The following is a 19,739-nucleotide window of genomic DNA, read 5'->3' as shown; positions in this document are numbered from 1 at the left end:
CATGACGCAAAGAGTACTAATCCATACTCCGTCGGTCCCGCATTATTTCGCGCAGCGCGTCGCGAAAGAGGCGGGGCTGCGCCTGGTCCCGTACCAGCACACGGTCTTTTCCTGCGGGGAGCTTTTTTCCAAACCGCGGGAGAGCCTGCGGGGAAAATCGGCGACCGTCCTTTTTACCTTTAATCCGCAGACCGCCAGCCAGGACGCCGTTCGCCTGCTGATCATGCATGACGGTCTGCGGCGGATGGACGTCAAAGGGGTCGATTTCGTCGGCCTCCATTTCCCCAAGGCGGCCGATTTGGCCCCGCTCTACGCCGGGATCAAGAGCCTGATGATGATCGGGATCCCTTATGACACTATCGCGCTCCGGGGAGAGAGCAAGGCGCTGATCAGGCAGCCGGCGATCGACCTGATCAGGGAAGGGCTGATCATCCAGCCGGGCATTCCGCTGACCAATATCAGCGCCCTGCCGCTCTTTGAGGACTATTTCACGACCGTCGGCCAGCGGCTGGTGACCTCGTCGCTGGAAACATACCGGATGATCAATGAAATGGGCTTGTCGCAGGGCCTTAAACAAGAGGCAGATTGGCAAGCCGGCAAGACCGCGATCAGGTTTGACCTGTCCAAGTCGGGCAAGAAAGTGGTTGCCGCCCGGTTGCAAGGCGACCCGGTCGTAGGAATGCCGGTCAGCTTGATCGACTATAAAATTTCCTCCTGGGATAAACTGGCCCGCGGCCTCGACCTGCTCGGCGCCAGCGGCGCGACCGGGGTGCACGTGGCGGTCGCCCACGCGATCTTCGGCGCGGCGATCAGGCGGGAACTGGAGCAGAACGACCTGGTCAAAGCGGTCGTCACGACCGATACGATCGGGATCCCGGGCGAAAAATGGCTGGTCAACGGCGCGGTTAAATCGCAGGCGCAAGCCCCGCTGCTGCCCAAAATGAGGGTCTTTTCCACCATTGGGCTGGTCACCAAAGCGCTGCTGGAAAAGTTCCGTCTACAGGGAGGCTAAATGGAAGTTACGCGCGTCGAAGATTTTTCCGGGACCGGCCAGATCACCGGCGCCGGAGCGAAAGGTAGCGTCCGCCAGTGCCTCTATTATTATGAAGAGGTCTGCACCGCGCCCCGGATCAAATTCGCCAGCTGCCGGGGCTGCTGCCGGATCAATCCGCACCAGGCCGCTGCCAACCTGTTCGAAAAGATCAAACAGCTGGCGGCCGAGCTGCTTAATCTGAAAGAACCCGAGCAACCTCCGCTAGGGTAGTGATCCCCCGCTCGATCTTATCCCGCCCATCGTCGGCCATGGTCCGTCGTTCTGCCGTTACCCGGGAACCGATCAGTATTTCGTAAAGCCCGGTCCGCCCTTTCAGGGCGCCCCCCGTTAATGTCCTGACCAGCCGCTGGGCGACCACGCCGATCACGGTCGCTTCCACTAAAAAACTTTCGATCCCCATTTCCACCAGCCGGGTGACCGCCGAGGGAGCGTCATTAGTATGCAGGGTGGCCAGGACCAGGTGCCCCGTCAGGGCGGCCTGAATGGCGATCCGCGCCGTTTCCAGGTCGCGGATCTCGCCGATCATGATGATGTCGGGATCCTGCCGGAGGATGGAGCGCAAGCCCCGGGCGAACGTCAGGCCGGACTTGGTATTGACCGGGACCTGGTTGATTCCCGGCAATTGGTATTCCACCGGGTCCTCGATCGTCACAATGTTCACTTCTTTGGAATTCAGTTCGGCCAGGGTGGCGTATAAAGTCGTTGTTTTACCCGAACCGGTCGGCCCGGTCACCAGGAGCAGACCGGTTTTTTTATTGATCAGCGACCGGTAGTTCGCCAGATCGCGGGACTCGAGGCCGAGCTGGTCGAGGCGCCAGTGCGCGTGTTTCCGGTTAAGCAGGCGGATGACCGCTTTTTCCCCGTGGATCGTCGGCAGGATCGAGACCCGCAGGTCGTGATGCTTGCTCGTTGCCCGCCCGTCCTGCGGCAGCCGGTTTTCCGCGATGTCCAGGTTAACCAGGACCTTGACCCGGGAGAGCAGGGCGGCCTGTTTGTGCTTATTGACCGGGGCCCCGTCCTGCAGCAGCCCGTCGACCCGGAAACGGACGCGGAAGAATTCTTCCCGCGGCTCCAGATGAATGTCGGAGGCGCCGAGCTCGATCGCCTTGCTTAAGAGGTCGTCCAGCAGGGCAACAACACCAGTGGCTTCCATAGCAGAAAATACAGCAAGATTATTGCCACGCTCAGCGGGGCGGAAGTGTAGTGATTTTCGTCAGTTGGCGCGGAGGGCTTTTTTCGCGGCGTTCCACATCGTTTCGAGCGGCGCTTCTTCGCCGGTCAGGACCGTGAAGGCCAATGCCCCCTGTTGAACGAGCATCCCGAGGCCGCTCACTGCCCGGCAGCCGGCAGCTTGGGCGGTTTTCAACAGTTTAGTCTCCGCCGGATTATAGACCAGATCGTAAACGACGGTTTTTTTGTTCAGTTTGACCTTGTCCGGCAAAGGCGAATCATTAACGTTGGGGTGCATCCCGACCGGGGTGGCGTTGACGAGCAGGTCGGCGCCGGCGATCGACTCTTTTAGGCTTGCGCTGCCGATCTTTTCAAATGTGGCTTTGGTTTTTGACAAGGTACCGAGGTATTCAGCCAGTTCCTGGCCTTTGAATTCATCGACATCGGTGACGGTCACCCTTTTCGCCCCGACCTCGGCCAGCATGATCGCCACGGCGCGCGCGGCGCCGCCGGCGCCGAGGACGACCGCTTCTTTTCCTTTCGGTTCGAAACCCGCCTCTTCCGTCAGCGCGTTGAGGAAACCGGGCCCGTCCGTATTGTAGCCGACCAGCCGGCCGTCCTGGTTCTCTACCGTATTGACGGCGCCGATGATCCGGGCAAGCTTGGTCACCTCGTCCAGCAGGGGGACGATCCGTTCCTTGTGCGGGATGGTGACGTTGAAACCGGCCATGTGGAGCGCCCGGAAACCGTTCAGGGCTTCCGGCAGGTCTTCCGGCTGGACCTCGAACGGCAGGTATTCGTAATCCAGCCCGAGTTCGCGATAGGCCGCGTTATGCATGGCCGGCGAGACGCTGTGGCCGAGCGGGTGGCCGATAATACCGACTATTTTGCGCATGACTTTCATAGTATATCACGGCTTGAAAAATATACAAATTTTCGCTATAATTTGAGAGGATAAGGAGGAAAAAAGATGCCAAAGGTTTATATCATCGACGTAACTAACCGCGACGGGGTCCAGACCTCGCGGATCGGCCTGGCCAAACTGGAAAAAACGATCATTAACATGTACCTGAACGAGATGGGGATCTTCCAGTCCGAGTTCGGTTTTCCCTTCACCAAACACGAGACCAATTACCTCAACGCGAACCTGGAACTGGCGGCAATGGGCGTTCTCTCGCCCATCAAGCTGGAAGGCTGGGCCCGGGCGATCAAGAAAGACGTCGAGCTTTCTTTCAAGCTGACCCCGAAGATCAAGCACCTTAACCTGTCGATCTCCACCTCCAACATCATGCTGGAGAATAAGTTCATGGGGAAACTGTCGGAAGACCAGATCATCGGCAGCATGGCGGAAGCGGTCGACACCGCTTATAAGCTCGGCGCCGAAACGGTCGGCGTCAACGCGGAAGACGCTTCCCGGACCGAGCTCGACTACCTGGTCAAATACGGCAAGGCGGCCAAAGAGCACGGCGCCAAACGGCTGCGCTATTGCGACACGCTCGGCGCGGACGACCCGCAGACGATCTACAACCGGATCAAGATCCTGGCGCAGGAGATCAAGTTGCCGATCGAGCTCCACTGCCACAACGACCTCGGGATGGCGGTCGCCTGCTCGGTGATGGGGGCCAGGGGCGCAGTGGCCGGCGGGCAGGACGCTTACATCAACACGACGGTCAACGCGGTCGGCGAGCGCGCCGGCAACGCCGACCTGCTTTCCTGTCTGCTGGCGCTGAAATACAGCAGCGGCCTGCGCGACCAGAATCTGCTGCCCGAAACGATCAAGCTGAACAAGGCCTGGCAGATCGCCAATTACGCTTCCTACGCTTTCCGCATCCCGATCCCGGTCAACCAGGTCGGGGTAGGGGCGAACGCGTTCGCCCACGAATCGGGCATCCACGCCGACGGGGCGCTCAAGGACCGGCGCAATTACGAGCTGTACGATTATGAGGAGCTCGGCCGCGGCGAGCCCGAGCTGGTGGAGACCGGCCGGCTGATCACCGTCGGCGAGTACAGCGGGATCAAAGGATTCCGCAACGTTTACGGCAAGCTGGAGGTCGAGTTCAAGGACGACAAGGAAGCCGAGCGGGTCCTGGAGCTGACGCGCTACGCCAACGTGCACACGCAAAAGCCGCTGACCAAAGCGGAATTGCTTTTCTGCGCCAAATATCCGGAACAGGCCCGCAAGATCATGACCGTGACTCCTGAATAAAAGGAGCGCAACAATGGCTAAGCCAAGAGTCGGGATCATTCTGGGAAGCAAGTCAGACCTGCCGGCGCTGGCCAAGGCCGAGGCCCAGCTCAAAGCGTTCGGCATCGCCTACGATATCACCGTCGCCTCCGCCCACCGCAACCCCAGGCAAGTTGAACAGTACGCCAAAAGCGCCGAGCGGAATTACGACCTGATCATCGCGGCGGCCGGGATGGCGGCGGCGCTGCCGGGAGTAGTGGCGGCGCACACGCACCTGCCGGTGATCGGCATCCCGCTCCATTCGGCCGGATTGGGCGGCCATGACGCCTTGTTCTCCATCGTCCAGATGCCGCCGGGCGTGCCGGTGGCGACGGTGGCGATCGACGGCGCGAAGAACGCGGCTATCCTGGCGGCCCAGATCCTGGCGTTAAAATACCCGGCGCTGGCGGCCAAGCTGAAACACTTCAAGCAAGGGATGGCCAAAAAGTGATGCTGAACGTCATTGACATCGTCATCGGCGTTTTGATCCTGTTCTATCTTTTGAAAAACGCCGGCGGTTTGTTGAAAACAGCCAAGAATATCGTTTTTGTCCTGATCTTCCTGCTTATCTTCACGATCGCCGCCCGGCTGCTGCTGGACACGACGATGATCTCCGGCGAAGCCCGCAAGACCCTGGAGGGGTCATATTTCGTTAACCTCTCGACGGTCATGATCAAGGCGGCTTATCCGGCGGTGGAGAACGGGGCGCCGCAAGTGAACTCGTTCATCAAAGAAAAGATCATTGCCGCGCCGACCAGGGAAGTGACCGTTCCGGCGGTGAAGATCAAGATCCCGGATGAGATCGACCTGCTTGGCCCGGACGCTCCCGCCAAGAAAAAATGACAAAATACCTCGTCCTGATCGGCGACGGGATGGCGGACTTGCCGCTCAAACAGCTGGGCGGCAAAACCCCGCTGGAATACGCTAAAACCCCGAATCTCGACCATCTGGCGCAGAGCGCCTTGTGCGGCTGGACGAATAACGTCCCGGCCGGGCTGGAACCCGGCTCCGACGTCGCCGCGATGAGCATCTTCGGTTACGACCCGAAAAAATATTACACCGGCCGCGGCCCGCTGGAAGCGGCAAGCCTCGGCGTTAAACTGGCGCCGGGCGAAGTCGCTTTTCGCTGCAACCTGGTCGGCATTGCCGGCGGCAAGATGAAGGATTTTACCGCGGGCCATGTCGCCACGGCCGAAGCGCGGCGGGTCTTTGCCCGGCTGAATAAAGAGATCGGGGGAAAGGCGGTCAAATTTTACCCGGGATTAAGTTATCGCAACCTCCTGGTCATGAAGGATGATAAACGGGGGACGCTGGCCAGGCTCAAGACCACCGCGCCTCACGACATTACCGGCAAAAAGATCTCTCCTTACCTGCCGCGCGGCCGGGGAGAGGGACAGGTTATCCGCTTGATGAACGAAGCGGAAGTCATCCTGCATCAGCTAGGGAGCAAGGCGACGCTGATCTGGCCGTGGGGACAGGGGGCCACGCCGCATCTGCCGTCGTTCCGGGCGCGCTTCGGCAAGCGCGCAGCGATCATTACCGCCGTTCACCTGCTCAAGGGCTTGGGCAAGACGCTCGGGATGAGCGTGCTCGACGTGCCGGGAGCGACCGGTTACTTGGATACCAACTTCCGGGGGAAAGCGGAATACGCCCTGCGGGCCTTGCGGCGTCATGACGTCGTCTTTGTCCACGTCGAAGCCCCGGACGAGGCCGGCCACGAGGGGAACGTGCGGCACAAGATCAAGGCGATCGAGGATTTCGACCGGCTGGTCGTTGGGACCATCCTTAAGAAAGTTAAAAGTCAAAAGTTAAAAGTTAAAATTTTGGTATTGCCCGACCATCCGACGCCGATCAAATACATGACGCACACGCGGGCCGACGTGCCGTTCCTGATCTACGATTCCCGGGACGACGGCGAGCCGACGGGGATCGCGGCCTATAACGAGCGGGCGCTGCAACGGTCGAAGTTCCGGGTCGCGGCCGGCGCCCGGCTATTGGAGCAGTTATTTGAAGGACCTTAGCTTCCGGGATTGGTCGTTCCCGCTCAAGATCATGGCCGGTTATTTGACCGGGATCTTGGTCCTGGTCATCCTTTTCTCGATGAGCAGCCGGCATTTCGCGACGATCGTCGGCGATTATAACCGCCTGATGAACGACTCCTGGCGGCAGCTCGACAGCCTGCAGACGATCCGGGCCGGCGTCTTGCAGGCGAAAATGAGCTTGCCGGACAATCCGGAGCGGGCCAGGCGGAGCCTGACCTTGATTGATCTCGCCCTCGATAAGTACCTGACCTTGAAACAGGGCGGCATCCCGCTCGACTTGATCGTGCTGGTCACCGATATCAATCGATTCCGGATGCAAGCCGAGCTGATCCTGGTGGGGCGCGGGTCCCCGGCTGAACTGACGAGGACCTTCAACCTCCTTGACGGCCGGACCTTTTACGAGATCGAGCGGAGCCGCAGCTACACCGAGCTGGCGGAGATGAAATTCATCGAACGGATCAACCAGGTCCTGCTGCTGGACATTATCCTGGCCCCGCTCGGCTTCCTTTTCCTTTATTACTACGGCTACCTGATCGCGAACTCCACCGGCCTGCGGCTGCGGCGTTATTTGACTGCTCTCCGGCAGATCACTGGCGGCCAATCGCGGGCGCGGATCTGCGACTCCTCGCTGGACGAGCTGGGGCAGATCGCGGCGGAGATCGATAAGCTGGCCGAAAAAAACGAGAAAGGTTATAATATTAAGCCATGAGAATAGCGATCATCGGTTTAGGCTTGATCGGCGGTTCGCTGGGGCTGGCGTTGAAGAAACAGCTGCCGCCTGCCGCCAAATTGAAGGTCGTCGGGATCCCCCGGCGGGCCGAGACGATCGACCTGGCCAAACAGCTGGGGGCGATTGACGAAGGGACGACCGATCACGTCAAGGGCGTGGCGGACGCCGACCTGGTCTTTGTTTGCACGCCGATCAACCTGATCACGGCGGTCATCAAGGATATCGCGCCGGCCCTGAAGAAGGGAGCGATCGTGACCGACGTCGGCAGCTCGAAGCAGGAGATCGTGGCGCAGGCGGAACGGCTGCTGCCGCGCGGCGTCTTTTTTGTCGGCGGCCACCCGATGGCGGGGAAAGAAACCAGTAAGCTGGAGGCGGCCGAGCCCGACCTGTTCCAGGGGAAGAGCTGGCTGCTGACGCGGACAGGCCGCACCAGCATTCGGGCGCTGGAACAAGTCGGCCAGCTGCTCGGTCAGCTCGGCGTTAAGATCGTGGAAATGGAGCCCAGGAAACACGACCTGGCGGTCGCGGCGGTCAGCCACCTGCCGCTGGTGCTCGCGGCGGCGTTGGTTAACGCGGTAGCCGCGGAGCCGGAACAAGCCTTGATGAAGCAATGCGCCGCCTCCGGGTTCCGCGACACGACCCGCGTCGCTTCCGGCGACCCGATCCTCGGCGTGGACATGTTCACGACCAATAAAAAAGCGGTCTTGAAGATGATCGGCGGCTTCAAAAAGGCCCTGGGACAATTGGAACGGCTGATCAAGGCGGGGCAGGGCGAGGAATTAAAGGCCGAATTGGATAAGGCGAAACAGTTCCGCGACTCGATCTACCAGTAGGCTTCCGCGCTCACTCTTCCTCGTTAAGCTTGGCTTCCAGCCCTTGTTCCAACAGCTGCAGCTCACGGCAGGCAAAATGATCGCCATCCAGCGTTAACCTTCCCCAGCTTTGCAGTTTTTCGACCGCGGCCGCGGTTTGCGGCCCGTACACGCCGAAGTTGAATTCCGCTGGTTCAACGCCGATCAAACTCAGTACGATCAGGCCGCGCTGGACGATCGTGAGCGCCTCCTTCCCCCGCTCGGTCAATTTTTCAATGTGCTTGGACCGGAACGAGAGCCGGCAATCGCGCATTTTACCGAGCACTTCATTTGCCCGCAGGTCGGACAGGACCGCGCCCGGCGTCAGCCGAAAACGTTCGCTGTTCCGGCAGCCGGCCGGCAAGGCCAGCGCGGCGGCGGAGTAACTGAGCAGGCGCAAACAGGCGCGACGGGTGATCATGCCCATATTTCGCCCGGTCAAATAGAAAATTTCAGGCCTTGGTGTTATAATCACTTTTGATGGAAAACTTGCACGTCTTTCCGGCGCAAAGCCTGCGCGGCGCGATCGCCGTTCCCGGCGACAAGTCGATCTCCCACCGCGCCGTCATGATCGGCGCGCTGGCGCGCGGCGCCACGGTGATCGATAATTTTCTCCCCAGCGCCGACTGCCTGGCGACGATCGACTGCTTGAGAAAATTAGGGATCGAAGCCGCGAGTCACGGGTCGCGGGTCACGATCACAGGGAAGGGGCTTAAAGGGCTGGTCAAACCGTCCGAACCGTTATACGTCGGCAATTCCGGCACGACGATCCGGTTGATCTCGGGGATCCTGGCCGGGCAGGCGTTTCCCGTAGAGATCGACGGGGACGAATCGATCCGGAAACGGCCGATGGGGCGGGTCGCGTTGCCGCTGCGGGAGATGGGCGCGAGCCTGGAGGGGCGCCGGGGCGGGGGGGCGAGAGAAGAGCTTTATCCGCCGCTAAAGATCTTTGGCGGCAATTTACGGGCGATCGCTTACGAGCTGCCGGTCGCGTCGGCGCAGGTCAAGTCCGCCATCCTGCTGGCCGGTCTTTTTGCGGCCGGCACGACCAGCGTGACGGAAAGGACCGCTTCGCGCGACCATACCGAGCGGATGCTGGCCCATTTCGGGGCGGCCATTACCGTTACGGGTCGCGAGTCGCGAGTCACGGGTCAGCAGGAATTCGACGGGACGGAGATCGACGTTCCCGGCGACATTTCCTCGGCCGCTTTTTTCCTGATCGGCGCAACGCTGGTCCCGGGGAGTGAACTGCGCTTAAACAACATCGGCACCAATCCGACCCGGACCGGGATTCTTGACGTCCTGCACCGGATGGGGGCGCAGGTCAGGGTGGAGAACGAACGGCTGCTGGCGGGAGAGCCGAGAGCGGACATCATTATCCGGAGCGGCCGGCTGAAAGCGATCAAGCTCGACGGCGAGATCATTCCCCGGATCATCGACGAGATCCCGATCATCGCGGTCGCCGCGACGCAGGCCGAAGGAGTGACCGAGATCCGCGGGGCGCAGGAGCTGCGGATCAAGGAGAGCGACCGGATCAAGACCGTAGCGACCGAACTGCGCAAGCTCGGCGCGGCGGTAGAGGAATTGGCTGACGGTTTACGGATCACCGGTCCGGCGAAACTGACCGGGGCGCGGTGCGAAAGCTACGGCGACCACCGGATCGCCATGGCGCTGGCGGTTGCCGGCCTGATCGCCCGGGGCGAAACGATCATTGATAATACCGATTGCATCGAGACTTCTTTCCCCGGGTTCGAGCCGCTGCTGAAGAGCGTTCTCCGCTAAAACAGCTGGGAGATCAGGCGGGCGAAGTCCGGCCAGTCTTCCCGCAGCGCTTCCAGGATCGGCCAGGGGCGGTTCAGGGTAGCGGGGGAAAAATCCTCATTGAACGACCAGCGGCGCCGATTGGCCGAGATCTCCTGCCAGAAATCAGGGAAAAGCCGCACGCTCTTGCACATCCGGTTGAACGAATAAGTGGCTTCCAGCGGGTGGTTTTCGACCAGGCGGTAGTTCGCCGCGTCAAAATCGATGAATGCGCCGCGCAGCTGGAAGTGGTGGGAGAAGAAGCTGCGCCGGTAACTGATCTCGGTCAGGACCAGCGTCCGGTCCGCAAAGCGCGCCCGGAACGGGTAGAATTGTTCGTCAAGCTGCAGCTCGGTCGCCGGCTCCGCGCTCATGACCCCGAAAAAATAGCCATCGCACTCCCTGGTCAATTGCTTGTAAGCGGCCGGGGTGAAATGGCGGAGCGGATCGATCCCCAGCAGGCGGTCGAGCGGCGTAAAGCCGACCAGGGTGCAGTCGCCGCGCTCGCCGCTCACCTCGACGACATTATGCGCAAAGGCGCCGGTGTCGCCGATCGGGATGGACAGGCCGAGAATGGTCGCGTCATAACCGGCTTTAGTGATCGCGGCCTTGGCGCTGACGCTGGCCGTCAGGCAGTCGAATTGTTCCCGAACGTTAGCGGGATAAAGCACGACCGTATCGCCGGCCCTGGCCAGGCGGCCGGAACGGGCGGCGTTACCCCAGCCGTAGTTAGCGGTCGGGTATCTTTTCGCCATCCTGGCGACTAATCTCTGCAGCGCAGGCGTGCCCATATCACTATTGTTTTCGTTGGCCGGCCCGATTAATTTCAGCCATGTTATAATTAAGCCATGAAACACCAGTTCGCCCACCGGGTCATTTACCAGGACACCGATGCCGAGGGAGTCGTCTACTACGCGAACTATCTGGGTTTATTCGAGCGGGGGAGAACGGAACTGCTCCGCCAAATGGGGCTTAAGGTTAAAGAATTCAAGGAAAAGCAAGGGATCCTTTTTGCCGTCATCAGGGTCGAATGCGATTACCATGCCCCGGCGGTTTATGATGATGAGTTAACTGTTACCACGGAGATTGCCGAGACCACCCCGGCCCGGGTCGTTTTTCAACAGCAAGTTCTCAAAGGGAGCAAGGCGCTGGTTTCCGCCCGGATCACGCTTTGCGCCTTGAGCGCCGACGGCTTCCGCCCGGTCCGCCTCCCCGCCGAATTGCGGTGAAATCACCCCGCTGATCGCCTGATAACCAATTACTATGGGCGTCCGTATTATTTCCGATTCCGGCGGTTCGCATATTTACCGGCCGGCAGGCAAGTTCAGGCATTCTTTTGAACGGGTCCGGATCGACCGGCAACTTTTGACCGCTCATCCCAATCGTTCCTTGATGGAGCGGCTGGAAAACGATGACCGCTTATTGGATGAGCTGGCGGAGATCTCGGCCGGGCGGGGGCTTCCCTATCTGAACATCCTTGACGCGCAGCCGCGGCTGAAGTTCGTCCAGCAAACCTGCCGGGCGATGATCATCCCGATCGAAATCCTGGACTACGCGTTGCGGGAGACTCTGCCGCTGGCGGACACGCTGGGCATACCTGATTACGTGAACCGGAACCACGACGAATTCGGGGTTAACGGAAAGGGAAAAGTACTGGCTTTCCGGGGTACATACATCGGCGACGGGGTCCGTTTCGACACGCAGGCGGACAAGCCGATCATTCTCCGGGAAAACAGCGAACTGTGGGGCGAGTTGACGCTGGCGGCCGGGCAAGTGGTCAAACCGGGAGAAAAGATCGAAGGCCGCAACCTTTTTTTACCCCGCCCGTTAAGGTAAAATGGAGGGGTGAACAAACACCCGATCCAGGTCCTGTCCGATGACCTTATTAACAAGATAGCCGCTGGTGAAGTGATCGAACGGCCTGCCTCGGTCGTTAAGGAGCTGATCGAGAACGCGCTGGACGCCGGGGCCAGCCAGATCAGCGTCGAGGTCCAGGATGCCGGCAAGAAACTGATCGGGGTGGCCGATAACGGGAGCGGGATGACCGCCGCCGAGATCGAACTGGCCCTGCAGCGCCATTCTACCTCCAAGATCGCGACCGCTGACGATCTCTTTGCCATCAAGACCCTCGGCTTTCGCGGCGAAGCGCTCCCGTCGATCGCCAGCATCGCGCAAATGAAGATCGAGCCGAACCCGTCGGGGAACGGACTGACGGTCGAGGTCGGCGCGCTTTTTTACAACACCCCGGCCCGCAAAAAATTCCTTAAGTCGAACGCGACCGAGCTCGGTCACATCGGCGATATTATCGCCAAGTACGCGTTGGCCTGCCCGGGCGTCGCTTTCCGCCTGATCTCGGACGGGAAGCCGCTGATCAATTCGCCGGGCACGGGAAACTTGCTCGACGCGGTCCTCGCGATCTACGGCGCGGAATTGGCCCGGGAGCTGGTCGAGGTCGACCGTCCGTTCGCCGCCGGGAGGGTGGTCGGACTGGTCAGCCGCCCGACCATTAGCCGCCTGGACAAGAATTACGAGACCTTTTTCGTCAACGGCCGTTACATCAAGAATTTTCTGCTCAACCGCGCCCTGGAAGAAGCCTGCCGGACGCTGATCCCGAACAACCGTTACCCGGTCGCCATTTTGTTCATTGAGATCGATCCGCGCCAGGTGGACGTTAACGTTCACCCGACCAAACGCGAGGTTAAATTCGCGGACAACACTATGGTCATGCAGGCTGTTAGGGAAGCGGTCCGGGAGGCTTTGGAGGTTAGAAGTCAGGTTACAGGCGAAGAGGCCGGAAGGGAAGGCGGCAGTGAGATGGTGGAGATGGGAACAGCCGACCAACTTCCTATTTCCAACATCCCGTCCGGCTTCTTGGCCTTACAACCTACACCCAACTTCGAGATACCGGAGTCAGCCTTGTCAGAAACTCAACCGCTAACGCCGATCTATCAACTAATGCCTACATATATAGTGGCGACCGATGGCCGCGAACTGACGCTGATCGACCAGCACGCCGCCCACGAACGGATCATTTACGACCAGTTGAGCCGCGGGCCGCGGGTCGCGAGCAGCCAGTCGTTATTAATTCCGGAGACGATCGAACTGTCGGTCGGGGAGACGATGGCGTTAATGAGCAACCTGGACAACCTCAAGGGGATCGGCTTCGAGATCGCCGAATTTGGCGGGAATAGTTTTATTGTCCGGGCTGTTCCGGCTGTTTCGGCCAAGATCCCGGTCAAGCAGCTCCTGCTCGATATCGTGACCGAGCTGCTGGAAACCGGCGGCAGTACCCAGTTAGAAGTTAAAAGAGAGAATATCAGGAAACTGGTCGCCTGCCACAGCGCGATCAAGGCCGGCGACCCGCTGACCCCCCAGGAGATGGCAGGCCTGATCAAGGACCTTTACGCGACCGAGAACCCGCTGACCTGTCCCCATGGCCGGCCCACGATGGTCAGGATAACCCCGGAAGAGCTGGCCAAACGCTTCGGCCGCTGACGAAAACCACTACACTCCGGCCTCGCTAAGCGTGGCAATAAAATTGCTGGTAATTTGACAGTTTATTAACATGTCTGATAGTATAGGTTCGCAATGGCCAAGAATTTAGTAATTGTCGAATCGCCCGCCAAGGCCCGGACACTGGAAAAGTTCCTGGGGAAGGACTTTGCCGTGGCCGCCTGCGGGGGACATATCCGCGACCTGCCGGCCAAGTCGCTCGGCGTCAAAGTCGATAAGGACTTTGAGCCGAACTACCAGATCATTAAAGGGAAGGAAAAGATCGTCAAGGAGCTGAAAAGCGCCGCCGCCAAGGCCAAGCTGATCTACCTGGCTCCCGACCCGGACCGGGAAGGGGAAGCGATCGCCTGGCATCTGCAGACCATCCTGGGAGGGAACGGCAAGGTCAAAAGGATCGAGTTCAACGAGATCACCAAAGAGGCGGTCACCGAAGCGGTGAAACACCCGCGCAAGATCAACCTTCCCCGGGTCGACGCCCAGCAGGCGCGCCGGATCCTCGACCGCCTGGTCGGTTACAAGCTTAGCCCGCTCCTTTGGAAAAAGGTCCGTAAAGGCCTGTCGGCCGGCCGGGTCCAATCGGTCGCGGTCCGCCTGATCTGCGAGCGGGAAGAAGAGATCGGCAAGTTCAAAAAAGAAGAGTACTGGGATATCATCGCCAACCTTGCCAGCCTGGCGGGCACGGAATTCGCCGCCAAGCTGGTCGCCCGGGGCGAAACGGCGCTCGGCGTCCGGCCGAAGGAGAAAGGGAAGGTCATCGGCTCGGCGGCGGACGCGCAGCAGATCGCCAAAGCGCTGGAAGACGCCGCTTACGCGGTCAAGGAAGTCCGCAAGAAAGAACAAAAGCGCCACCCGGCCCCGCCGTTCATCACCAGCACGCTGCAGCAGGAGGCGGCCCGCAAGCTCGGTTTCTCGGCCAAGAAAACGATGACCCTGGCGCAGAAACTGTACGAGGGCGAAGAGGTCAAAGGGCACGGGCGCGTCGGTCTGATCACCTACATGCGCACCGACTCGGTCCGCATCGCGCACGAGGCCGAGCTGGAGGTCAGAAAATATATCGCCGAGAGCTACGGCAAGCAGTTCCTGCCGGCCGCGCCGATCCATTACAAGAAGAAGAAACAGGCGCAGGACGCCCACGAGGCGGTCCGCCCGACCTCGGTCCTGCGTTCCCCGGACAAATTGAAAGAGGACCTGAAGGGGGACGAGTTCAAGCTGTACGAATTGATCTGGAAACGGTTCGTCGCCTGCCAGATGGAAGCGGCCGTGTTCGACCAGACCGCGGTCGACATCGCGGCCGGCGAATACCTGCTCCGGGCCAACGGCTCGGTCATCAAGTTCGAGGGTTTTCTCAAGCTTTACGTCGAGAGCACCGACGAGAACGAGCCGGCGGAAGAAAGAGAAGGCTTCCTGCCGCCGCTGAAAGAAGGGGAAGCGCTGACGCTCCTGAAGGTCGCGCCGGCCCAGCATTTTACCGAACCGCCGCCGCGCTACACCGAGGCGTCGCTGGTCAAGGAGCTGGAGCAGCGCGGCATCGGCCGGCCGTCGACCTACGCGCCGATCATCTCGACCGTTCAGGACCGGGGGTACGTGACCAAGGAAGGGAAGGCGCTGAAGCCGACCGAGGTCGGGGTCACGGTCAACGGCCTGCTGGTCAAGCATTTCCCGCTGATCCTGGACGTCAAGTTCACCGCCCGGATGGAAGACCAGCTGGACGAAGTGGCGGAGGGAAAACTGCAATGGGGGAACGCTCTGAAGGAGTTCTACGAACCGTTCAAAGCCGCCCTGGCCGAAGCCGACGTAAAGATGGAAAAGGTCAAGACCGAGATTATGACCGACGAGAACTGCCCGACCTGCGGCAACAAGCTGGTGATCCGCGAAGGGCGTTTCGGCAAGTTCATTGCCTGTTCCACCTACCCGAAATGCAAGTTCACCAAGAATCTGCCGGAGGAGGAGGCCCGGTTCGCGGCGCTGGCGGAGAACTGCGAGAAGTGCGGCAAGCCGATGGTGGTCAAGCGCGGCCGGTTCGGCGAGTTCCTGGCTTGCAGCGGTTATCCCGACTGCAAGAACATCAAGTCGATCCTGAAAAAGCTCGGGGTCAAATGTCCCAAGTGCGGCGGCGACCTGGTGGAGCGGCGGACCAAGAAAGGCCGGCTCTTCTACAGCTGCAGCAATTATCCCAAGTGCGATTTTGCCACCTGGCAGCGTCCCAAGAGCGAAGAGCCGCCCAAGAAGAGCGGCGAGGCGCCGGGCAATGCTTAAAGATTTCTTTACCAAGAACCTGGCGCTGAAAGCGATCGCCCTGAGCGTGGCCGCGGTGCTCTGGGCGATCGCCCGCTACCGGCTCGGCCACTAAAATGCGCGAGATCCGCGACCCCGGCGAGATGCGGCTCTATTCCCAAAAAGCGAAGGCGCACGGCAAGCGCGTCGCGCTGGTGCCGACCATGGGGGCGCTCCACGAGGGGCATCTCTCCCTGGTCGCGCAAGCGCGCAAGCGGGCGGACGTGGTCGTAGTTTCGATCTTCGTCAACCCGATCCAGTTCGGCCCGAGCGAGGACCGGAAAAAGTACCCGCGCCGCCTGGGGCGCGACAAAAAGGCGCTCAAGGAGCTGGGGGTCGACGCCCTCTTTGTCCCGGCCGCCGGACGGATGTTCCCGCCCGGCTTCAAGACCTACGTCGAGGTCGAGGGCCTGTCCCGGAAACTTTGCGGCCGCTCGCGCCCGGCCCATTTTCGCGGCGTGACGACCATCGTCGCCAAGCTTTTTAATATCGTGCTGCCCGACGTCGCCCTGTTCGGCCTGAAAGATTACCAGCAACAGGTCGTTATCCGGCAAATGGCCCGCGATCTCGACCTGCCGGTGGAGATCGTCTCCCTGCCGACCGTCCGCGAGTTCGACGGGCTGGCCATGAGCTCGCGCAACGCTTACCTGACGGCCCGGGAGAGAAAAACGGCGACCATCCTTTATCGGGCGCTGATGCAGGCCCAGAAATTGGTCGGCGCGGGCGAGCGCGACCTGAACAAGATAATGTACAAGCTCCGCTCGCTGATCGGCACCGAACCGGCGGTCCGCCTCGATTACCTGGCGGCGGTCGATCCGGAAACCCTGGCGGAAGTGAAGAAGCTAAAAGGGAAGGTCGTTTTTGCCGTCGCCGCCTATTTGGGCAAGGCGAGATTGATCGATAATATTATGGTTGACGCGGGGTAGGATCAGGGACTAAGGGGGTTGGCAGGATGGGGCGGCGGGGGTTTACTGTAGTTGAACTGCTGGTAGTTATTGCGATCGTCGGGATAATCCTGACCGTTTCTTCCCCTCCATTAATGAAACTCCGCCAAACCGCCTTGATCGAAGGGGAATGCGGGACGCGCGCTGCCGACTTGAGACGAGCGGAGATCGAAGCGCTGACGCGGGCGCAGACGGTCGAGCGCTTGCCGTTCAAGTTCGCCGGTTCCGGTTTCCCTCTGCCCGGTTATAGCGGGACTTTAACCCTTTCACCGCACAGAAAGATCATCGTTTCCTCGGTCGGGAGGGTCAGGATTGAATAGAAAAGGCTTTACCCTGGTCGAGCTGCTGACGGCGCTAACTATCCTGCTGACCTCGTTATCGTCAGCGAGCTATCTTTACCGGGCAGCTTGCCGGAGCCACGCCAGAACAGCCGGGCTTTCCCGGACTCTTTACGAAGCGAGGAGCAAAATGACCGCCGCTTACTCGGCGCCGGCCTCGGCTGAGCTCGAAGTGATCATGATCGAAGCGCCGCCGGTCCGTCTTTATTCGTTGCGGGGCAAGGAATGACGCGCCGGGGCTTTACTCTAGTCGAGCTGGTCGTTGCTTTAACGCTTTTCGCTTTGGTAGCGGGTACGATCACGCTGGCTTTCGGCAGTTATTGGCGGAACTGGCGGAAGTTAACTAAGCAAGCGAGCCTGGCCCAGATCAAGAACCTGGTCGCCGAAAGGATCACGACCGACCTGCGGGCGGGCGATCCGACCATCGCTTATTCTTATGAGGCCGGTAAGGTTCAGCGCCGGAAGAACGGGACGGTCGCCTATTTAACTTCACCCGGGGAGATCGGACGGCTGCTCTTTACCCCTCTGGCGGCCAAAAGGGTCGTCGTGCAACTTGACGACCTTTCCTGGGAGGTCGCGACCCCATGAAAAGAGGGGCGGCGCTGATCATCGCGACGGTCCTGGCCGGTTTATTGCTCGCGCTGGGTGTAATGCTCGTGAAAATGGTCTATAATGAGCAGGTAACAGCCGTTCTGCTCATCGACCGGGAAAAAGCTTACTGGTTGGCCAAGGGCGGGTTGACATGGGCAAGGGGACAGTTAACGCGTAATCCGGGCTGGTACGGGACAGAAGAGCGGGCGCTGGGCGAAGGGCGATACAAAGTGGTCCGGGAGATGGGGAAACCCGGGCTTCAAGCGATAGGATACAAAGGCAAAGCGGTTTATGTTTTGGAGGGAGCAATAAAATGATGAATTATCTGATCATGATCGTTTCGATCACCCTGGCGATCGCCGGCCAGCTACTGATGAAGCGGGGGATGATCGCGTTCGGAACGTTCCCGGTCAGCCAGCTGCTGGTCAAGCTTGTCCCGATCTTCCTTAATCCGTGGGTCTTTGCCGGGCTGGCTTGCTTCGGCCTCTCTTCGGTCTTCTGGCTGGTCGTTCTTTCGCGGATGCCGCTTAGCCTGGTGTATCCGATGGTCAGCTTTGGCTACGTCCTGGTCGCGCTGTTATCGGTCTTTTTCTTTAAGGAACACGTTTCCCTGATCCGCTGGACCGGGATCGTCGTTATTATCCTCGGGGTCTTCCTGATCTCGAGAAGCTAGTCCTGCTTGTAGTACTTGGTGAAGTCTTCGGGGCGGATGTTCTCGATAAAATCCTTGAACTTCTTGGTTTCTTCCGCGTCTTTCTCGGAATTGACCAGCTTGGCCTGCATCATCACGACCTCGGAAACGAAGATCGGGGTGTGGCCGCGCACGGCTAGCGCGATAGCGTCGGAGGGGCGGGCGTCGAGGTTGATGACCTTGTTGTCCTTGACCTCGACCTCGACCGTGGCGTAGAAGGTGCCGTCCTTGACGTCGTTGATCACGACTTTTTTCAGCTTGCCGCCCAGGGTTTCGATCGCGTTGCGTAATAGATCATGGGTCATGGGGCGGGGCGGTTGGACGTTCTGCAGTTCCATGGCGATGGCGGCCGCTTCAAAGACGCCGATCCAGATCGGCAGGAAATTGAGCTCTTCCTGATCGCGGAGCAGCACCAGCGGCGAGAGGTTGCGGGGGTCAAAACCAAGCCCCCCGACCTGCATTTCGATCATTGTTTTCGGGCGGCGTTAACGATCGTGGCGAAGGTCTTCGGGTCCTGCAGGGCGAGATCGGCCAGGATCTTGCGATCCAGCTTGATGTTCGCCAGCTTCAGGGAATGGATCAGCTGGTTGTATTTGATCCCCAGGAGGCGGGCGGCGGCGTTGATCCGGGTCGTCCAGAGCCGGCGCATCGTCCCCTTCTTGTCGCGGCGGTGGCGGGTAGCGTGGACCCCGGCCTTGATAACGGCCTGTTTAGCGCGCCGGAGCTGGGTCCGCTGGGTGATGCGAAAGCCGCGCGTCTTGGCAAAAAGTTTTTTCTTGCGGCGGCGGGCGGTGAAACCTCTTTTAACTCTAACCATTGGACCCTCCCGGGATCATGTCGCGGATCCGCCGCTCGTCGGAGCGGGCAACGACCGATTTACGGCGCAGTTTCCGGCGCTGGCGGGACGATTTCCATTCCAAGATGTGGCGCAGACCGGCTGACCGGCGCATGATCTTGCCCGATTTCTTGACCTCAAACCGTTTCGCTGCTGCTTTTCTTGTCTTGATCTTCGGCATGTTGTTTTTTCACCGGCGAAAGCATCAGATGCAGGTTCTTTCCCTCCAGCTTGGACGGGGCATCCGCTTTCGCCACCTCCTTGACCGCTTCGAGCACGCGGTCCAGCACTCTGCGGCCTAAATTAACGTGGGCCATTTCCCGGCCCCGGAACATAATGACGATCTTGACCTTGTGGCCCTTGTCGATCAGCTCTTTGGTCTTGTCGACCCGGACGTCAAAATCATGTAACGCGATCTTCGGCGAAAGTTTGACCTCTTTGATCGTCCCGATTTTCGACGACTTGCGCGATTCCTTGTCCTTCTTGGCGAGCTCGTACTTTAGCTTCCCGTAATCGGCGATCCGCGCGACCGGCGGTTTGGAAGCGGGTGCGATCAAAACGAGATCTAAACCACGCTCGCGGGCAAGTCTTAGAGCTTCCGGGGTGGCGACGACACCTAACTGCTTAGCGTTCTCGTCAATGAGCCGAACATCCTTGGCCCAAATCCGCTCGTTAATCTGAT

27 protein-coding genes are annotated in these 19,739 nt (G+C 60.0%); 19 read left to right on the top strand and 8 right to left on the bottom strand.

The features are described from left to right. Position 1: 1 nt before the first annotated feature. Together WC529_02655 and WC529_02650 are read left to right on the top strand one after the other, a co-directional pair. Positions 2-1,012 (top strand): ribose-phosphate pyrophosphokinase-like domain-containing protein, encoded by a 1,011-nt coding sequence (locus WC529_02655; GenBank protein MFA5113180.1) that lies wholly within the window; start codon positions 2-4, stop codon positions 1,010-1,012. After that, positions 1,013-1,264 (top strand): hypothetical protein, encoded by a 252-nt coding sequence (locus WC529_02650; GenBank protein MFA5113179.1) that lies wholly within the window; start codon positions 1,013-1,015, stop codon positions 1,262-1,264. Here WC529_02650 and WC529_02645 read toward each other — a convergent pair. Next, positions 1,227-2,207 carry a GspE/PulE family protein gene (locus tag WC529_02645; GenBank protein ID MFA5113178.1) on the bottom strand — a complete coding sequence of 327 codons (981 nt, stop codon included), beginning with the start codon at positions 2,205-2,207 and terminating at the stop codon, positions 1,227-1,229. The two genes, WC529_02650 and WC529_02645, sit on opposite strands and share 38 nt — an antisense overlap. Before the next feature lie 60 nt (positions 2,208-2,267). Beyond that, the gene (locus WC529_02640; GenBank protein MFA5113177.1) at positions 2,268-3,119 is read right to left on the bottom strand and encodes a shikimate dehydrogenase; all 852 of its coding nucleotides are present in this window, start codon (positions 3,117-3,119) and stop codon (positions 2,268-2,270) included. A gap of 75 nt (positions 3,120-3,194) precedes the next feature. On the opposite strand from WC529_02640, the gene WC529_02635 reads away from it, so the two are divergent. The 6 genes from WC529_02635 to WC529_02610 are packed head-to-tail and all read left to right on the top strand — an operon-like array spanning position 3,195 to position 8,053. Beyond that, positions 3,195-4,430, top strand: coding sequence for a homocitrate synthase (locus WC529_02635; GenBank protein MFA5113176.1), 1,236 nt, complete (start codon positions 3,195-3,197; stop codon positions 4,428-4,430). A gap of 13 nt (positions 4,431-4,443) precedes the next feature. Next, positions 4,444-4,899, top strand: a complete 456-nt coding sequence (gene purE, locus WC529_02630) for a 5-(carboxyamino)imidazole ribonucleotide mutase (GenBank protein MFA5113175.1) — start codon at positions 4,444-4,446, stop codon at positions 4,897-4,899. Further along, the gene (locus WC529_02625; protein ID MFA5113174.1) at positions 4,899-5,291 is read left to right on the top strand and encodes a hypothetical protein; all 393 of its coding nucleotides are present in this window, start codon (positions 4,899-4,901) and stop codon (positions 5,289-5,291) included. The genes purE and WC529_02625 overlap by 1 nt, the downstream gene beginning before the upstream one ends. Continuing rightward, on the top strand, positions 5,288-6,469 hold the full coding sequence (locus tag WC529_02620; protein ID MFA5113173.1) for a cofactor-independent phosphoglycerate mutase: 1,182 nt from the start codon (positions 5,288-5,290) through the stop codon (positions 6,467-6,469). Before WC529_02625 ends, WC529_02620 begins: the two co-directional genes overlap by 4 nt. Continuing rightward, positions 6,456-7,199 (top strand): hypothetical protein, encoded by a 744-nt coding sequence (locus WC529_02615; protein ID MFA5113172.1) that lies wholly within the window; start codon positions 6,456-6,458, stop codon positions 7,197-7,199. Before WC529_02620 ends, WC529_02615 begins: the two co-directional genes overlap by 14 nt. Then, positions 7,196-8,053 (top strand): prephenate dehydrogenase/arogenate dehydrogenase family protein, encoded by an 858-nt coding sequence (locus WC529_02610; protein MFA5113171.1) that lies wholly within the window; start codon positions 7,196-7,198, stop codon positions 8,051-8,053. The genes WC529_02615 and WC529_02610 overlap by 4 nt, the downstream gene beginning before the upstream one ends. A gap of 10 nt (positions 8,054-8,063) precedes the next feature. On the opposite strand, the gene WC529_02605 is transcribed toward WC529_02610, so the two are convergent. Then, on the bottom strand, positions 8,064-8,492 hold the full coding sequence (locus WC529_02605; GenBank protein ID MFA5113170.1) for a hypothetical protein: 429 nt from the start codon (positions 8,490-8,492) through the stop codon (positions 8,064-8,066). 59 nt (positions 8,493-8,551) lie between these two features. Between WC529_02605 and aroA the strand changes: the two genes are divergently transcribed. Then, entirely contained in the window at positions 8,552-9,853 is a 1,302-nt protein-coding gene (aroA, locus tag WC529_02600; GenBank protein MFA5113169.1) for a 3-phosphoshikimate 1-carboxyvinyltransferase, read from the top strand. On the opposite strand, the gene WC529_02595 is transcribed toward aroA, so the two are convergent. After that, positions 9,850-10,662 (bottom strand): hypothetical protein, encoded by an 813-nt coding sequence (locus WC529_02595; protein ID MFA5113168.1) that lies wholly within the window; start codon positions 10,660-10,662, stop codon positions 9,850-9,852. The two genes, aroA and WC529_02595, sit on opposite strands and share 4 nt — an antisense overlap. A 57-nt stretch (positions 10,663-10,719) precedes the next feature. Between WC529_02595 and ybgC the strand changes: the two genes are divergently transcribed. The 10 genes from ybgC to WC529_02545 all read left to right on the top strand — a co-directional run bounded on the left by ybgC (position 10,720) and on the right by WC529_02545 (position 18,204). Further along, entirely contained in the window at positions 10,720-11,100 is a 381-nt protein-coding gene (gene ybgC, locus WC529_02590) for a tol-pal system-associated acyl-CoA thioesterase (protein ID MFA5113167.1), read from the top strand. Between the two features lie 34 nt (positions 11,101-11,134). Next, positions 11,135-11,707, top strand: a complete 573-nt coding sequence (locus tag WC529_02585; GenBank protein ID MFA5113166.1) for a hypothetical protein — start codon at positions 11,135-11,137, stop codon at positions 11,705-11,707. 9 nt (positions 11,708-11,716) lie between these two features. Further along, complete coding sequence (gene mutL / locus WC529_02580; GenBank protein ID MFA5113165.1) at positions 11,717-13,366, top strand: DNA mismatch repair endonuclease MutL; 1,650 nt, start codon at positions 11,717-11,719, stop codon at positions 13,364-13,366. 93 nt (positions 13,367-13,459) lie between these two features. Further along, positions 13,460-15,640, top strand: a complete 2,181-nt coding sequence (topA, locus tag WC529_02575) for a type I DNA topoisomerase (GenBank protein ID MFA5113164.1) — start codon at positions 13,460-13,462, stop codon at positions 15,638-15,640. Between the two features lie 95 nt (positions 15,641-15,735). Then, the gene (gene panC, locus WC529_02570) at positions 15,736-16,584 is read left to right on the top strand and encodes a pantoate--beta-alanine ligase (protein MFA5113163.1); all 849 of its coding nucleotides are present in this window, start codon (positions 15,736-15,738) and stop codon (positions 16,582-16,584) included. 26 nt (positions 16,585-16,610) lie between these two features. Beyond that, positions 16,611-16,922 carry a type II secretion system protein gene (locus WC529_02565; GenBank protein ID MFA5113162.1) on the top strand — a complete coding sequence of 104 codons (312 nt, stop codon included), beginning with the start codon at positions 16,611-16,613 and terminating at the stop codon, positions 16,920-16,922. Then, on the top strand, positions 16,915-17,169 hold the full coding sequence (locus WC529_02560; protein ID MFA5113161.1) for a prepilin-type N-terminal cleavage/methylation domain-containing protein: 255 nt from the start codon (positions 16,915-16,917) through the stop codon (positions 17,167-17,169). Before WC529_02565 ends, WC529_02560 begins: the two co-directional genes overlap by 8 nt. Further along, a complete protein-coding gene (locus tag WC529_02555) occupies positions 17,166-17,528 on the top strand; it encodes a type II secretion system protein (GenBank protein ID MFA5113160.1) in 363 nt (120 codons plus the stop codon). The genes WC529_02560 and WC529_02555 overlap by 4 nt, the downstream gene beginning before the upstream one ends. Then, complete coding sequence (locus WC529_02550) at positions 17,525-17,848, top strand: hypothetical protein (protein ID MFA5113159.1); 324 nt, start codon at positions 17,525-17,527, stop codon at positions 17,846-17,848. Before WC529_02555 ends, WC529_02550 begins: the two co-directional genes overlap by 4 nt. Beyond that, positions 17,845-18,204: an EamA family transporter gene (locus WC529_02545; protein ID MFA5113158.1), complete on the top strand. Its 360-nt coding sequence runs from the start codon at positions 17,845-17,847 to the stop codon at positions 18,202-18,204. Before WC529_02550 ends, WC529_02545 begins: the two co-directional genes overlap by 4 nt. On the opposite strand, the gene WC529_02540 is transcribed toward WC529_02545, so the two are convergent. The 4 genes from WC529_02540 to infC are packed head-to-tail and all read right to left on the bottom strand — an operon-like array spanning position 18,201 to position 19,734. Continuing rightward, a complete protein-coding gene (locus tag WC529_02540; GenBank protein MFA5113157.1) occupies positions 18,201-18,692 on the bottom strand; it encodes a bifunctional nuclease family protein in 492 nt (163 codons plus the stop codon). The genes WC529_02545 and WC529_02540 overlap by 4 nt on opposite strands. Beyond that, positions 18,689-19,039 carry a 50S ribosomal protein L20 gene (gene rplT / locus WC529_02535; protein ID MFA5113156.1) on the bottom strand — a complete coding sequence of 117 codons (351 nt, stop codon included), beginning with the start codon at positions 19,037-19,039 and terminating at the stop codon, positions 18,689-18,691. Before rplT ends, WC529_02540 begins: the two co-directional genes overlap by 4 nt. Further along, positions 19,032-19,238 carry a 50S ribosomal protein L35 gene (gene rpmI / locus WC529_02530; GenBank protein ID MFA5113155.1) on the bottom strand — a complete coding sequence of 69 codons (207 nt, stop codon included), beginning with the start codon at positions 19,236-19,238 and terminating at the stop codon, positions 19,032-19,034. Before rpmI ends, rplT begins: the two co-directional genes overlap by 8 nt. Next, positions 19,195-19,734 carry a translation initiation factor IF-3 gene (gene infC, locus WC529_02525; protein ID MFA5113154.1) on the bottom strand — a complete coding sequence of 180 codons (540 nt, stop codon included), beginning with the start codon at positions 19,732-19,734 and terminating at the stop codon, positions 19,195-19,197. Before infC ends, rpmI begins: the two co-directional genes overlap by 44 nt. Positions 19,735-19,739 lie beyond the last annotated feature (5 nt).

The sequence above is a fragment of the Candidatus Margulisiibacteriota bacterium genome (assembly GCA_041650855.1).
Classification (GTDB): domain Bacteria; phylum Margulisbacteria; class WOR-1; order O2-12-FULL-45-9; family XYB2-FULL-48-7; genus JALOPZ01.
Note: the sequence above shows the minus strand (reverse complement) of the source record. Positions and strands in the feature narration are given on the sequence as shown.